Source organism: Cyclobacterium sp. L-R (assembly GCF_056859355.1).
Window position 1 is genome coordinate 26,880 of the sequence record NZ_JBSXOH010000063.1, and the last position, 16,699, is coordinate 43,578.

The following is a 16,699-nucleotide window of genomic DNA, read 5'->3' on the forward strand; positions in this document are numbered from 1 at the left end:
GCTAAAATTAGCATTTTCTTGAGCTTAGGAGACTTTATATGGTTAAAATTTTCTAAAGACCTGTTTTACTAAAAAAACAATCCACTTAAAGAATCACCTAATTCGCCTAAATCAGGCTTTAAATTCTACTGCTCATTATTAAAAGGAAAGTAAAAAAACAACAGATTAGTCAAGGGCCTAGCTATAAACCCAAAACAAATTATTATCCGCTTGAACAACTATTGAGCCCAAATAAAATGTTAGTCAGGAAAGTTACTGATGGTAAAAAACTAGCAATTTTTACATAAAATCAATGGAAATTTCAATCATTTCCAGTATCTTAACCATGTTTTTCAACTACTTTTGGTAACGTACACTTAACCACAAACAACCCCAATTTTATTAGTTATGCATAAAATTACAACAAGTGATTTACCATCACGAAGAAAATTCTTAAAACAAACCAGTCTACTAACCGCAGGATTAAGTTTATCCTTAACCACAGCCCAGTCCACAGCAACTGGAATAAGCCCAATAAGTGCTGCATCTGTAGAGGCCCCGGTAAAAGCCGCCTTTGCCGATGGAGATATTTCTCCTGAAATAGGCATGGAAAGTCCCGGAAACTATGGTAAAGGTTACCATAAGACTTTTCATGACCCTTGTAAGGTCAGGGTTTCAGCCTTTCAAAGTGGGGAGAACAAAGCCTTGGTTATAGGCTTCGATGCATTGGCTATTTACCAACCTTGGGTGGATGAAATTAAAGAAGGCATAGGGAAAAGATATGCTATTTCGAAAGATGAGATCATGATTTCCGCTTCTCATTCTCATTCTTCAGGACCTACCGCCATGGTCATGCCAGGTCAATATGACCATGCAAATCCTTTTATTCAAGACCTTGCCTATAAACAGTCTTCCTGCGCAGACCCAAAATATTTGGCCAACACTAAAAAGACTACAATAGAAACAGCCCTAAAGGCGCTTGAAGGGCTTGAAGATGTGGAAATTGGCATAGGTAGTGGAAATGAGGAAAAAGTTTCTTTTAACCGACGGTTTTTCATGAAGAATGGAAGGACTTATACCCATCCAGGACAGTTAAATCCTGAAATTTCAAAAGTAGCAGGCCCTATTGATCCCGAGGTAGGTGTTGTTGGCGCATGGAGTAAAGATGGTAAATGTATTGGCTGTATCGTTAACTTCGCTTGCCACTCTACCACCAATCCCGGTGGTATATCCGCCAATTGGGTATATTATATGGAACAAACCATAAAAGGTGCCATGGGAAAAGACTGTGTGGTAGTTTTCCTTCAGGGAGCAAGTGGTGACGTGACTCAAGTAAATAACCGAAACCCATATAAAAATAGATCCGGAGAAGAGTGGGCAAGATTTGTTGGTGCCAATGTAGGCGCAGAAGCAGTTAAAACCTTATTATCTATACCGAGAGGTATTCACTTCCCTATAAATAGCACAAGAGCGTTTATCGATATAAAAAGGCGAATTCCATCCAAAGAAAACGTAGAAAAAAGCCTGGCAATGGTTAAGAAAAGCCCAGATGAAGTCGGCAAAACGGATTGGGTCTTTGCCAAAGAAACAGTAATGCTAGACAGCTGGGTAAAACAAAAGCCCAGTCATAATGTAGAGATTCAAACCATACAGTTGGGGCCTTTGGTACTCGTCAGTAATCCCGCAGAATTCTTCTGTGAATTGGGGCTTAAGATAAAAGCAGAAAGTCAATTTCCGTTTACCTTCCCCGTAAGTATGGCCAATGATTGTGTAGGCTATGTGCCTACTTTGGAGGCTTTCTCTTCCAATGGCGGTGGATATGAAACCCGACTTACCTCCTATAGTAATTTGGAAATCACGGCCGGCAATCAAATTGTAGATCAAAGCATTAAACTAATAAAGCGACTTACACCAGGCTCCATTCCACACTTCGAGAAAGCACCTCCTTTTAAAGGTGAGCCTTGGAATTATGGCAATGTACCCCCTCAAATTCAATAATCCACCTTTCATGTATTGCAAATTAATAAAACTTAAAAGCATGTTAAACATTCTTTTACCGTCAAGAAATTGGCCTTTAATTATCAGTTTGACTTTATTAGTTTCCTGTCAACAGGAAAAGAAAATGGAGGACAGCTCTCCAGTCTTTGAAGTTCAAAACAACCCTGTTAATTCACCTCTCTATACTTATGAGGATTCTTCAGCATTAAAATCTTCAATGGCAGCCTTCCAGCTAGAACCTGGCTTACAGATTGATTTGATTGCTGCTGACCCTTTAGTAGCGGACCCCTCAGCTTTTGCATTTGACGAAAAAGGTGTGCTCTATGTTGCTGAAAACACCGGTTATCCGGATCCAATGGACGGAAAAAACCCTGATACCTTGGGGAAAATTTCAAGATTAGTTGACAGCGATGGGGATGGTAAATACGACCAAAGAAGTGTCTTTGTAGAGGGACTTACTTACCCCAACGGAATCATGGCTTGGAAGGGTGGCGTTTTTGTAACCTGCGCACCACATATTTATTATTTCAAAGACACCACAGGTGACGGTAAAGCTGACATTCAAGAAATCGTACTAACTGGTTTTAATGCCAATAGAACAGCACAAATACGAACAAGTCACCCAACTCTGGCTTTAGATGGTTGGATTTATGTGACAAGTGGACTTAATGGCGGAGAGGTATATTCCCCAGCCCATCCTGAAAGAAAGCCTATCTCCTTTAATGGCGCAGACGGAAGGTTTCATCCCGAAACTTTAGAATTTCAAACACGAGGTGGAAAAAGTCAATTTGGCCTTGCATTTGACGCTTTTGGTAGAAGATTTGGCTCAAGTAACAGACATCCATTACAGCATATTGTCATGGAACCTGATCAATTAAGCAATAATCCCAACCTACTTTTTAACAAAACCATTGAGAATGTATCTCCCGCAGAAGCAGAGGGATTTGTGTATCCTATAAGTCAAAGCATAACTACCGCTGAATACATTCCCAAATTAATGGGCTTATCCCATCAAGGAACTTTCACCTCTGCTTGCGGGACTTTGATTTTTGAAAGTGAGGGCCTTGCCACTAGTCATAAAGGCGATGCATTTATCTGTGAGCCAGCACAAAATTTGGTTCAAAGGCAATCGGTTAAAGACAATGGAGCCACCTTCATTTCTGAAAGGGTTCATAAAGATTGGGAATTTCTAGCTTCATCAGACTCCTGGTTCAACCCGGTTTTCCTGGCTCATGGGCCTAAAGGAGCCATGTACTTGGCAGACATGTACAGGAAGGTAATCGACCATCCTTCTTATGTGCCTGAAGAAACTAGAGGAGCACTGGACTTTGAAAGTGGCAAGGGAAAAGGTAAGATTTATAGAATTAGCAATGACAAGTTTGAATACATTAAGGAAAAAACAATTTTCCCCACTACTTCAGACAGCAACAATGAGATGCTGATTGCAGCACTTTCCTCCAATGATGAATGGGAAAGAAGTATAGCTTTTAGGTTAATTCTAGAAAAAATGCCTACTGGAATCATTGCCAACCTTAAAGAAATGGTTTTATCTAAAACGTTGAATGAAGGTAAAGTAAAAGCCATCTGGTTATTGAATCATTTCGATGCTTTGGATGAGCAAATGTTGGCCACCATTTACAATGATAATGAACCAGTCATTAAAGAACAGATCATTTCAATTATAGGCTTGAGGCCAAATATTTCAGATCAAATGGCCGCAAGTTTAATAAAAGGAGCCACTGACAGCAATTCCAGAGTCAGGTTTCTGACAGCAATAACTTTTGGCACAGACAATAAGGAAAAGTGGTTACCTTACTTGGCAAAAATAGCTCAAAAAGACGCATCGGACCCATGGACAAGGGCTGCAGTAATGACGGCATTAAATGGACAGGAGATCGAATTTCTAAAAATTTTAGAAGCAGAAAAGGAGCAAGTTACATTCAACCAATTACCAATGTGGTCAGAGTTAGGTGAACTAATAGGCAGTTCAGTTTCGACCAATGAATTAAAAGGATTAATTGACTCCTCTATTAATAGCGAATGGAACAATCCTACTTTCTCTTTGCTTCTTGGGTTATTGAAAGGTAGCGAAAGAGGACATGTAAAGGGTGCAGAAAAAAATTATTTGGATACTTATACAAAATCTAAGGAACAATTGAATGCTTTGATTCAGGAGACTGCAAAAAGAGCTTCTTCGGCTGAAGACAGCTTAACTTCTCGTATTCAAGCAACAGCCTTACTTAGCTATTTTTCTCCGGGAAAAACAGAATCTACTCTTAAGGAATTGATTTCTCCAAACAACCCTTCTGAAATCCAATTGGCTGCTATTCAGTCCCTCGGGAATTTAAACAGTACTGAGGCGGGAGAAATACTAACAGAAACAACCGCATGGAAAGCTTATACTCCCAAAACAAAAGGAGCTGTGATTGCCACACTTGTATCTAGGCCTATCCTACGGGACCAGTTATTAAAATCAATCGAAGAAAGCAAAATTAACCCGGCAGAAATATCATCTTCCACAAGACTTTCTTTAATGAAAGTAAGCGATGCGAAAGTTAGAAAACGTGCAGAAATTCTTTTCAAGGAATTGGAATCAGGAGGTAGAATGAAAGTCTATGAGGATCATAAGCGGGTACTTGATATAAAAGGAAATGCTGAAAACGGAAAAGGAGTTTTTACTGCAAATTGCGCCACCTGCCACACCTATGCAGGAGAAGGCGGGAATGTCGGGCCAGATTTATCAGGTATAAGCAACCAGCCTGCACTTGCTGTACTTTTACACACTATAGTACCCAATTATGAAGTGTATCCTGGGTTCCAAGCTATTACTGTAACAACGCATGAAGGCAAACAGGTCACAGGAAGAATTGCTGCAGAATCTTCAAATTCTTTAAGTTTAAAAACAGCTTATGGAACGGAAGAAAACATACTACGCACGCAGATAAAAAGCATAGAAAACCCGGGAATGTCTCTGATGCCAAATGGCCTGGAACAAAACATGAGTGATCAGGAATTGGCTGATTTATTGGCTTATTTAAAAGGAGAATAGCATTTGAAAATGACAAATCTAATTCTTTAAAAAGTTGCCTTATGCAGCAAACTAAAAACGGGGCCATGATGCTGTGAACGCTTCTAAAACAATCTAGCCACAGGAACTTTCCTGTGGCTAGATTTTATTAAGGCCAAAATGAACACAAAACATCAAGCGGGATCCTAATAAATGACCTTAGCTAATTATTCTCATAAATCACTCTTAAGGCCCTTGTGATTATATTGTCTTCACCCCTTGCTATATTAACAGGGTTTAAATCAACACGAACATCAGCAAGGACCCCATCCTCGATCTGCCTACCTTCTAAGTCTATGGTTTGCGTACCTGAAAATCGATAAGTCCAACCATTAGCCAACTCTCCAAAAACAGGAATTCCACCTCCGCCACCAGTCTGATCACCCACGATAGTAACCTGTGGCAACACCTTCATCATTTGAGCAAAAAAGGTAGTGGCGCTGTAGGACCTTCTATTGGTAAGCACCACCACTGGACCAGTATATACATTTTCTCCTGCAGGAACACTTAAATCCTCCCAAGAAGAAAAGTCATCTTTTCCACTTCCATTTTTTATGCGCTTTTTAGCTGCCAAAACTTCACTGTCTGTAAATCCGGAAGCCAGGGTATAAGCATTCTTTAGGCTACCCCCTCCATTGTTCCTTACATCGATTATTAATCCCTGACCTTGTTTGGCTCTTTCCAAAATTATCTGAAGATTTCCTTCTGATATATTTTGGGAGAAAGACCTATAATTCACATAGAGTACATCGTTAAGAAATTGATGGATAAACGGACCACTGATCCAAAAGTCCTTTCTTAGGTAATTTTCATCTATGATATTTTGGTCATAATTATCAGGATAATTCTGGTACCATTCCCAATTTCGACTATTGTCAAATCCTGCATTGAGATTAACATGCCCATCCCTTAATTCAAATAGCATGTCAGCCAAAACATCATACAAGCCTTTAGAGCCAGTGCTGTTTGTGATTCTTGCCCTATAAGTAGTCCTTATTTCCTCCCAGTCAATCTCCTTATGATCAAAAAACGAATAGCGTTCATTCACATCTTCCCAAAGGCTGTCAAAAATATCCAAGGGCTCGGATTTAGGGTCCTCAGGAATCACCCATTGCTCACAGGAAGAAAAGAAAAGCAATGCGATTAGGCATAAGTTTATTTTATTTACCATAACCTAACATTTAAAACCAGTTCAAGAGATTGATCCAAGCGGTGAACCACCTTAATTCCTGACAATTTGGAATAATTGTATTGATACCTAATTCCCAGTTGATTGTTGGTAGGTAACTTCCAAAATAGAGAAGAAGAAAATCCCAAATCAAGATCCTTCACCGGAATAAAAGGCCTCACCGTATTGAAAAAATTATTGGCTAGAGATTCCCCTTTGAGATAGTCCTCAGGCTCAGCTCCAATATAGCCTGATTTGACTTGCAAACCGATAAGTTGCCAATTGGTCCCATTTTGCCAAACAAAAGATTTCTTCTTCCACACAAATGGTAAAATGTATCTGACAGATGGTCCTAAAGCACTGAAATAATCATAACGGAAATTATAATTGCTAAAATTGTTGTGGCTACGAATATGAAAGGTATTCTTATTGGCCCAACCCCAATGAAGCCCACGGTCAGGAGATTTAACTTTGTGATAAAAGGTATGTGTAATAAAATTAACCCCCATTTCATTCAAGGTCCCCCCTACTTGATTGGTCAATACACCGTAAGAGAAATCTCCTTGAAACCACTGTGTCTTGTTTCTTTTACTCAGATTGAAACCTACAGTACTGGTGGTTTTATTTCCTTTATACTTCATCAATGAAAATCCTTCATCTCTGCTTGATAAATTCTGAATGCCTGTAGACAACCAAATATCTCCAGAACTCTGTGCTGAACTAATATTGACTAAAAATAACCAACAGAAAAAAATAAGGGGAAGAGTCAGGTAAATTTTCAGCATTAATTATTTATTAAGCATTTCATACACCTAAATTACAATTTAATTTGAATTTACGGGACTGTCCCCTTTCAAAAAGAGGTAAATAAATATTATTTCTCTATTTTTGAGTTAAATTTTTTTATTAAACTTTTAAATTAAGATTCATGAAAAAAGTATTAATACTTTCTTTTTTATTAACTATTAGCAGTGGTGTATTAGTAGCACAGCAAAATTATTTTGGAGTACAAAACAGTAATAGGAAGGGCATGATCAATGCCATGATGAACCCTGCAGAAATTAATAATTTAACCAAAAAGGTAGAGGTTTCACTCTTTTCTTTCAATGTTGGTTTGGACAATAACACATTGTCCCTTCAAGACATTATTGACGACCCAGATGTTTTTGAAAATATCTTTGACGATATTGATAAACCAGTTAACCTTAGATCGGATGTATCCATTTTGGGTCCTGCATTAGGTCTGAGGTTTAAGCAATGGTCTTTTGGTCTCACAACCGAGGTAAAAGCGAAAGCGGACATCATAAATTTCAACCCTGACTTGGGTAGCTCCATTGTCGATAATTCTAATGGAAACGATAATCAAACCATAATAAACATTCCACAAAACCAACGCATTAATGCTGTAGGATGGATGGAAGTTGGCTTTTTGGCTGGAAGGAAGATCCTGGATACAGATTTCCATACTTTGTCAATAGGGACAAATTTCAAATTGCTTTTCCCTGGTAGTTATGCCAACTTAGGGATCGATAAATTCCAGGCAACTATAATTGATTCTCAGGACGAAACTACAATTACCAATGCCCAAGGAAGCCTCAATCTTTCCTACGACGAGCGATGGGAAAATGAGGATGGTAATAATATAGAAGATAATTTATGGCGTGATTTCTCCCCAGGAGGCCTTGGTGTCGACTTAGGAGTAAATTATATGCTTAAAAAAGATGACAAACCCATCTTGAATGCCGGCCTAACAATTAAAAACCTTGGAAGTATGGGCATGGGATCCAACCAACAGCAAAGGAATTACACGGTAAATATACCTGAAAACGAATATTTCAGAGTTGACAACCTCGATGGTAATATTGATGAAATTAATGAACAGTTGGTTGCTTCCGGTTATTTCACCATCAACAACAATGATTCAGATGTTCGGGTAAATTTACCAAGAACTTTAGCTACTTATGTGGAGTTTAGTCCAGTAAAAAGCTTCCAAATTTCATTGTATGCTCAAAAAAGGATTTCTGATGAAAACATAAACACCAATTTAAGTGCAGCAGATTTAATTGTCCTTACCCCTAGGCTTGTTTTGGGAAAATTTGAAATGTATTCACCTTGGATGAAACATCAGGTTTCAAATTTAACCGGAGGGCTCGGATTTCAATATGGAGGATTTTTTATCGGAAGTCATTCCATCATTACCGGCTTAATGCAAAACAACAGTCGCAGGGCAGACATTCATATGGGACTTTCATGGGGATTTGGCTCTTAATTCAAAGATATAATTTCAAGTTAAATAGTTATATTTACAGGAGTCCTATCAAGTAGATAAGTGCTAGTCATCTAAACTGTTAATCTTTTTATAGGAACCAGTCCTTCTACTAAGTCCTTAAATCGCTTCGAAATCAACGAGGAAATGTTTGATTTTGAAGCGATTTCATATTAGCCAACCCTTGTAAGTACAATTATTTACCACAGGAGCAAGTTCCTGTCCATATCAAGACAAAGCTTTCAGGTTAAATCTTTCACTAAGTGAATAACTTTAGCGCGGATTATGTAATAGGATTTCTCCGTCCTGACAATTGTCAGGGGTGAAGCCTGTCCCGTGTTTACGGGAAGTGTTGCAATCGCGAGAAAATCAGGCTGTTTGGAGATTTTAGCATAGCACCGCTATGGTGAAATTGAAAACAGCAACGATTGGGTAATTTGAAGCGATTTCAGCACGAAATAAATTGTCTATTGCATATTTCGGGTTTAAAATAAGTTTGGATAAGTTAGTACTCTGGGATATGAGTAGCCCTAACCTTGGCCTGATTCTTAACCTTGCTTCCAAAATGGGCTGATTTTCTTGCAATTGCGATACCTTATTAAAAAATCGTGGAAACCTTATTGCCCAATTAGTGGTAAACAGAGAAGATCTGAACGGATTTTCCCATTAATAAATAGTGCTTTCATAAAATGAATTATTATATTAGAATATCATAAAAATTCCATAACCTCATTTTCAAACCCATGTTATCTAACGACCTAGAAAAACAAATTGAAGCCCAAGGCATGCCATTGGGTACAGTTGAAGAACAAATTAAAAATTTCAAAAACGGTTTCCCATTTTTAGACATCGATTATGCTGCAAAAATTGGGGATGGTATTCTGGAATTGAATGATGCTGAACTTCAAAAAGCGGTAGATGTTTATTCAGAAAAATCAAAGGACAAAATCATTGTAAAATTTGTTCCTGCAAGTGGCGCTGCCAGTAGGATGTTTAAAAACCTTTTTGGCTTTTTGGAAAAGGTGGACAGCAATTTAGACAATGATGAATTTACAAAAACTTTTATTTCAGAAATAAAGTCTTTTGCCTTCTATGAAGACCTGGACGACAGCTTAAAAAAAGCCGGAAGCAGTATATCCAAAGCCATTGAAGAAAAAAAGTATGGTTTGATAATTCAGCACCTTCTTGATGACGAACACCTTTCCTATGGTAGTTTACCGAAAGGCCTGCTAAAATTCCACAAATATGAAGAAGGAAGCAGAACTCCTGTTGAAGAGCATTTTGTAGAAGGTGCCCAATACGGAGTTGGTAAGGACAATACAGTAAGGCTACATTTCACTGTATCTCCAGAGCATCAAAACAGGTTCGAAAAGAAGGTGGCCGAAGTACAACCTAAAATGGAAAAGGAATTCGGAGTAAAATTTGAAATCAGCTTTTCACAACAAAAGAAATCAACTGATACCATAGCTGTTGATCTCGACAATAAACCCTTTATTGAAGACAATGGTGAGGTTTTATTTCGACCTGCGGGACATGGAGCATTGCTTGAGAATCTAAATGAAATCGAAGCCGATCTGGTATTTATAAAAAATATCGACAATGTGGTTCCTGACCGATTAAAAGACACAACGACTACCTATAAACAAGCAATCGGAGGATTGCTAATAGACGCGCAAGACAAAACTTTTGCAGCCCTTAGTCAATTGGACAATAAAATCAGCCCAGAAGTAGTTAATCAAGCGGAAGAAGTATTTACAAAAGTTATTGGTGGAAAATTAGCCCCCTCTTACGCCTCAAAAAATCTTGAGGAAAAAGCTGCATGGCTAAAACAAAAACTAAACCGCCCAATGAGAGTATGTGGAATGGTGGAGAACACAGGTGAGCCAGGTGGTGGACCGTTCTGGGTAAAGGATGCAGATAATAGTTTATCTCTTCAAATTGGAGAAACTGCTCAGTTAAACCTTGATGATGAAACACAAAAATCCCATTTCAAATCCTCTACTCATTTTAACCCTACGGATTTGGTTTGTGGTATAAGGGACTATAAAGGCAAATCTTTTAACCTTATGGAATACCGAGATCCAATAACTGGTTTCATCACACAAAAATCAAAAAGTGGTAGGGATTTAAAAGCACAGGAACTCCCAGGGCTTTGGAACGGTTCCATGGCTGATTGGAATTCAATATTTGTTGTGGTTCCTTTGATTACTTTTAATCCTGTCAAAACCATCAATGATTTGTTGAGAGACGTTCACCAATAATCAATGAAGGAAATGTTCCTTCATCCACCTTTTCTCACCAAATTTTCTACTTGAGATTATGAATTTATCCAGTATTAAAAAATTTCTTTTCTTATTTGTCATGAGCATATTGTTTCAGCTCCCATTACTGGCGCAAGTCGGTGTAGGTGTAGAAGCACCCAAGGATGCTGATCAATTATTCAATGGAAAAAAGCGATCCCTAAATAAAAATTGGACCTATTGGGAAGGCCCAAGAATAGCGGCTCAACTTCCTATCAAGTGGGAGATTGTACCTGACCCAGTAGATAAAGGAGAAGCTGTTAGTTCCAATGACCCCGCAGGAGCAGGCGGCAAGTATGGGGCTGCGGATATTGTTACAAAAAAGAAATACACAGATTTCAGACTTCATGTGGAATTCCTAATAAAAAATGAGGGAGGAAACAGTGGGGTTTATTTGCAAAATCGTTACGAAATACAAATTCTGGATGGCGACAGTACTACTCATGGAATGGCTGCTATAATTAATGAAAAGGCTGCCCCATATAAAGTTTACAATGGTGTTGGCAAATGGAATGCTTATGACATCAAGTTCAGGGCCGCAAGGTTTGATGAAAATGGAAAATTGAATGAAAAAGCAATGACCACCATCTATTTTAATGGCGTGAAAATTCATGAAAATGTATCCATTCAGAAAGTTTGGGGAGGCCCCAATTCGGGACTTGATGGAGGTAGAGACGGAGGGGAAGGCATAACCAACCGCCCTGGGGGCATCAAACTTCAGGCTGAAGGACATGAAGTGCTTTTCCGTAATATTTGGATAGAAAGGTTGAAATTAGAAAAAGCGGATACCGACTTTTAACTGATACCAAACTTTAACCCGGATTATGTAATAGGATTTCTCCGCCCTGACAATGGTCAGGGGTGAAGCCTGTCCCGTGTTTACGGGAAGTGTTGCAATCGCAAGAAAATCGGCCGTTTGGAGGTTTTAGCATAGCACCGCTATGGTGATATTGAAAACAGCAACGATTGGGTATTTTGAAGCGATTTCAGCACGTAATAGATTGTCTATTGCATATTTCGGGTTTAATCAATCAAAAATAGCACCTTTCGGCATATCCAAAGGTGCTATTTTTCTTTAAATAGATTAATTTTTCCCTGACCACCCTATTGAAAACTGAGCTGAATCAACCATAGGAAAAAGGCATGATTTGTCTTTGGCAATATTTTTGATTCTTAGCCATTTAAAACAACTATGAACTTTAAAAAGATTTTTGGACCATTTCTATCCATTTTAGGTTTAGGCAGTCTGATTTATGGTGCGTATTTATTTTTAGAACCCGACAAAGGGGATTGGAAAATCACAACGGTTAGCCTTGTCTTAGGCTTTGTTTTTTTCAGTTCAGGCTTAGGCTTATTAAAATCCATTAAGGATGAAGGCTAAAGTCCAATTACTGCAAAGTCCAGCCATTTTGATCCAAATAATAGCTAGTATCTTTGGATAAGGGCAGATTAAATGAGCCAGGGGTAAGAATTTAGAATGAAAAAACCCGACAGAATCATTGTATGAAAAAAAGAAAAAAAAGGGCCAATACCTTACCTTTACACCCTTATTTTAGATTAAAATTTTACCGAACATGTAATGAAAGCAATTATTCATTGATTTTTTAGGGAATAAATCTTAAGTTAACAAGATTGTTTATTCAATATTCCCGACCGATTAATGAAAACCCGACAACTATTACTTTACCTGTTAGTACCCATTGTTTTCGCATGCGAGAGAAATAATCAGGGCGATAAAAACAGTAGTAGCGCTAATGGAGTACCATCAGACGCTTATATAGAAGAAGAGCCTGATCCTATCTATTCAGAACATATAAGGACTACCTCCTATCAAAGCCCTGAAGATGAGAAAGCTGATTTCGTCCTTCCTCCAGGCTTTGAAATCACACTATTTGCCTCTGAACCCGATATTACCAAACCAATCAACATGGCTTTTGATGAAAAAGGCAGGTTATGGGTTAGCCAATCTTCTGAATATCCAATTAAAGCTGGCCCAGGAAAAGGGACGGACAGAATTAGCATTCTAGAGGACAGTGACGGTGATGGAAAGGCAGACAAGATCACAGATTTCGCCAATGATTTAAATATCCCTATAGGCATACAACCAGTAAAAGGCGGTGCAATTGGTTTTAGTATACCTAATCTTTACCGCTTTTATGATACCGATGGTGATGATATTGCTGATAAGCGAGAAGTGATTTTAGGGCCTTTCGAAACCAAGGACACGCATGGAATGGTCAATAATCTTTTCAGAGGTTTGGATGGTTGGATACATGCCTCCCACGGATTTAGCAATGTTTCCACCGTTGCTGCTAAGGATGGGGATTCAATAAAAATGACTTCAGGAAACACTTTCCGTTTTACCTTAGATGGACAACATGCAGAAAAGACTAGTGATGGAAGAATCAATCCTTTCGGATCGGATTTAGACAAATGGGGTTACCACTATTCGGCGGATTGCCATACTTTGCCTATTTACCAAATAATAAGAAACGGCAACTATACCCAATGGGGAAAAATGGAACCCAATATGGGCCATGCACCAACCATGATGGACTATGGGCTGAATTCCACGGCATTATCCGGTCTTGTATATTATACTGATACCCAGTTTCCTGATGAATACCAAAACAGCTTCTATTCAGGAGATGTTGTGACCTGCAGAATCAGCCGAAGTACCATTTCATTTAATGGATCTACACCCAAAGCTACCAGAAAAGCTGATTTTCTAGTAAGCAAGGACCCTTGGTTTCGCCCAGTGGACATTAAAATAGGACCTGATGGTGCCATGTACATAGCGGATTTTTACAATAGTATTATAGGTCATTATGAAGTCCCTCTTGATCATCCTGAAAGAGACAGAAACAGTGGCAGAATTTGGAAAATAACGTATAAAGGTCAGGAAAGAACAGCTATAAATTGGTCAAAAGCCAATCTTGAGGTACTAATTGAAAAAATGAGTGATCCTGTTCTTCAGAACAGAATGATGGCAACCGATGAATTGGTGGACAGATTCAAGGATTCGGCAATACCTGAATTAAAGAAACTAATAGCTGATGAAAAAACGCCCAATATTCAAAAAGTTCATGCATTATGGGCCATCTTTAGGCTAGATGCAATGGATGAGCTTTCCCTCGAAAAAGCACTTTCTGACACCGATGTACTTGTCCGCGTTCATGCACAGAGAATTTTGGGAGAACAACAGAGTTTAAACGATCAAAAGCTGGAATGGGTAAAAATGGGATTAGTGGATGAAAGCGCTCACGTAAAAAGAGTGGCTGCTGAGACATTGATAAGACAGCAAAGTCCTTCAATGCTTAGTCCAATTATGAAAGCAATACATGCAACAGATAAGAAAGACAGTCATTTGTTGTACGCATTAAAATATGCACTATATCAACATGCCCAAAACCCTCAAATTGCAAAACAGATGGCAACTCAAAACTGGTCGAACCAGGAAAAAGAAGTAATAGCCTTGGTGTTTTCAGATACGCGATCAAAAACAGCTGCTGAGTTTCTGGTCAATTACCTAAAAAACAACTCCCTTCCTAAGGAGAAATACCTGCCCTATTTAACCTCAATTGCCCGAGATCTACCCGCTTTAAGGATGAAAGAAATCGTTGCTCTGGCAAAAGAAACTGGAGAAGGAATTCCTGGCTTTAAAAAAGCCATGGCATTAAATAATGGGGCAAAACAGCAAGGAATTGACTTAGCCCCCAGTTTGAAATCCTGGAACCGACAATTGAGTATTGATCTCTTACAGGACAATTCGGTGAACGGTGGCAATAAAACGGATGAGGGCTTGGAAAGAATTAAATACGCCACTCAACTTTCTGGCATACTGAAAATCACTCAAAATATAGGAGAATTAAAGAAATTGGTAAATGACAATCAGGAAAAGGAAGAACTTAGGATTGATGCTGCCAATGCCCTGGTAGAAATCGCTCCGAAAACAGAAATTATTTATTTGGAGAAATGGTTGAAAGATGCTGAAAGTACCATTTCTTTCAGACAGAAAATAGCCCTGGCAATAGCCAAAGCCGGTTCTGAACAATCCTCTAGCCTACTGGCAAAAAACATAAAAGACACTCCTATGGAGTTACAAGAAACCATTTCTGAACAATTGGCCACAAGTAATTCAGGGAAAGAAAAGCTTCTTAAGTTAATAAGGGATGGAAATGCTACTGCAAGGATATTAAAAGCCAGGAAAGTGGAAGAAAGGTTTCATTCAGGAGCAAGTGAAAAGCAAAGACTCGCTTTTGATGAACTTACCAAAAACTTACCACCTATTAGCGAAGAAAAGCAAGCCCTCATAATAGAAAGAACAAAGGCTTATTCTAAGGATCCTGCCCAATTGGATGTTGGTAAAACCTTATTTCAGCAAAACTGTGGAATTTGTCATAGAATTGGAGATGATGGAGGAATGATTGGCCCTCAACTGGATGGTGTAGGCAATTGGGGACTCAATGCCCTTGCTACTAAAGTGCTGGACCCTAATCGAAATATATCAGAGAACTTTAGAACCTATACGATCAAACTCAAAAGTGGGCAAGCAAAGTCAGGCTTATTTAGACGAGAAGATGGACAGGTATTGGTGATGGCTGATCAATCTGGAAAAGAATTTACCATTCCCAAAAAGGATATTTTAGAGCAAGTCCCATCAAAAATGACCTTGATGCCAGATCATTTTGGAAATGTATTGAATCAATCTCAGTTCAACGGTTTAATGACCTACTTACTAAGCCTTCGTTAACATGTCTATCAAAGCCCATTTACCCCATCTATCACTGTTTTTGGCTCTATGTACCCTCACGGGCTATGGCCATGCCCAATCCAATAAAATAAACTTCAAGAAGCATGTACTTACCACGCAATTCTTAGCAGAAGGAGCTGCTATAGGTGATGTAAATCAGGATGGTTTAATGGATGTCATGGCAGGGGCCTATTGGTTTGAAGCTCCCTCATGGAAACCTCAGGAATTGGAAACCCCTAAGCTTTTTGAATACGATAAAGGTTATAGCAATGCATTCATAAGTCATGGAATGGATGTTAATATGGATGGCTGGGTTGATTTTGTAAGAATTGGCTTTCCCGGGGAAGCTGTACTTTGGTTTGAAAACCCAAAAAACCAAAAAGGACATTGGAAAATCCATACCATTTGTCCTGCCCTAGGAAATGAATCGGCAGGCTTTTATGATATTGACAAAGATGGCCGAAAAGATTTGGTTGGAAGCATCCCGGAAACAGGGGAAATGGTTTGGTATAAAGCCCCAAATACTCCTGATAATTTAGTTTGGGAGAAATTCACTATAAGTGAAAAAGAAAGCCCTGGAACTGCAAAATATGCCCATGGTTTGGGAATGGGAGACCTCAATATGGATGGAAATCCTGATCTCATTATCACAGAGGGATGGTGGGAATCTCCAACAAACCCTAAAGATGGGCAATGGAAATTCCATACAGCTAAATTAGGCGAGCCTGCTGCCCAAATGTATGTGCAGGAATTAAATGGAGATGATAAGCCCGAGGTAATTTCCTCCTCAGCACATCAACTTGGTATTTGGTGGCATGAGCAAGAACCCACTGGTGCCTGGGTAACTCATCTTGTAGACAGTAGTTTTTCCCAAACACATGGTTTGGAATTGGTTGATATCAATAGAGATGGAAATAAAGACCTGGTAACAGGGAAACGCTATTTTGCTCATATGGGCAAAGACCCTGGAGGAAATAAGCCTCCACAGCTTGTCTGGTTTGAATACATTCCAGGCAAAACCCCAAAATGGACAAAACATATTATCGATGAAAATTCAGGGGTAGGCGTTCAAGTTATTGTCGAAGATTTTTTTAGGAATGGGCTAATGGATATCATTGTTGCCAACAAAAAAGGAGTTTTTCTCTTTGAACAATTAAGGGATTGAAGG

Annotated in this window: 10 protein-coding genes; 8 read left to right on the forward strand and 2 right to left on the reverse strand. The window is 38.9% G+C overall.

All coding sequences use genetic code 11. The annotated features are described in order from the left end of the window. Positions 1-387: 387 nt before the first annotated feature. The gene (locus tag AC13EX_RS08680) at positions 388-1,977 is read left to right on the forward strand and encodes a hypothetical protein (RefSeq protein WP_339716560.1); all 1,590 of its coding nucleotides are present in this window, start codon (positions 388-390) and stop codon (positions 1,975-1,977) included. Positions 1,978-2,017: 40 nt separating this feature from the next. Next, positions 2,018-5,026: a PVC-type heme-binding CxxCH protein gene (locus AC13EX_RS08685; protein ID WP_482892365.1), complete on the forward strand. Its 3,009-nt coding sequence runs from the start codon at positions 2,018-2,020 to the stop codon at positions 5,024-5,026. 181 nt (positions 5,027-5,207) lie between these two features. Here AC13EX_RS08685 and AC13EX_RS08690 read toward each other — a convergent pair whose 3' ends face one another. Continuing rightward, the gene (locus tag AC13EX_RS08690; RefSeq protein ID WP_048642984.1) at positions 5,208-6,215 is read right to left on the reverse strand and encodes a S41 family peptidase; all 1,008 of its coding nucleotides are present in this window, start codon (positions 6,213-6,215) and stop codon (positions 5,208-5,210) included. Beyond that, positions 6,209-6,997, reverse strand: coding sequence for a hypothetical protein (locus AC13EX_RS08695; RefSeq protein ID WP_482892368.1), 789 nt, complete (start codon positions 6,995-6,997; stop codon positions 6,209-6,211). Before AC13EX_RS08695 ends, AC13EX_RS08690 begins: the two co-directional genes overlap by 7 nt. A 143-nt stretch (positions 6,998-7,140) precedes the next feature. Here AC13EX_RS08695 and AC13EX_RS08700 point away from each other — a divergent pair, with 143 nt between their 5' ends. The 6 genes from AC13EX_RS08700 to AC13EX_RS08725 all read left to right on the forward strand — a co-directional run bounded on the left by AC13EX_RS08700 (position 7,141) and on the right by AC13EX_RS08725 (position 16,696). Next, entirely contained in the window at positions 7,141-8,481 is a 1,341-nt protein-coding gene (locus AC13EX_RS08700; protein ID WP_482892370.1) for a DUF5723 family protein, read from the forward strand. 740 nt (positions 8,482-9,221) lie between these two features. After that, the gene (locus AC13EX_RS08705; RefSeq protein WP_482892372.1) at positions 9,222-10,739 is read left to right on the forward strand and encodes a DUF4301 family protein; all 1,518 of its coding nucleotides are present in this window, start codon (positions 9,222-9,224) and stop codon (positions 10,737-10,739) included. Positions 10,740-10,839: 100 nt separating this feature from the next. Next, a complete protein-coding gene (locus AC13EX_RS08710) occupies positions 10,840-11,577 on the forward strand; it encodes a 3-keto-disaccharide hydrolase (RefSeq protein WP_482892373.1) in 738 nt (245 codons plus the stop codon). A 393-nt stretch (positions 11,578-11,970) separates the two neighbouring features. Continuing rightward, on the forward strand, positions 11,971-12,159 hold the full coding sequence (locus AC13EX_RS08715; RefSeq protein ID WP_048642979.1) for a hypothetical protein: 189 nt from the start codon (positions 11,971-11,973) through the stop codon (positions 12,157-12,159). A gap of 279 nt (positions 12,160-12,438) precedes the next feature. Continuing rightward, positions 12,439-15,531, forward strand: coding sequence for a PVC-type heme-binding CxxCH protein (locus AC13EX_RS08720; RefSeq protein WP_482892375.1), 3,093 nt, complete (start codon positions 12,439-12,441; stop codon positions 15,529-15,531). Position 15,532: 1 nt separating this feature from the next. Then, a complete protein-coding gene (locus AC13EX_RS08725) occupies positions 15,533-16,696 on the forward strand; it encodes an FG-GAP repeat domain-containing protein (RefSeq protein ID WP_482892377.1) in 1,164 nt (387 codons plus the stop codon). Positions 16,697-16,699 lie beyond the last annotated feature (3 nt).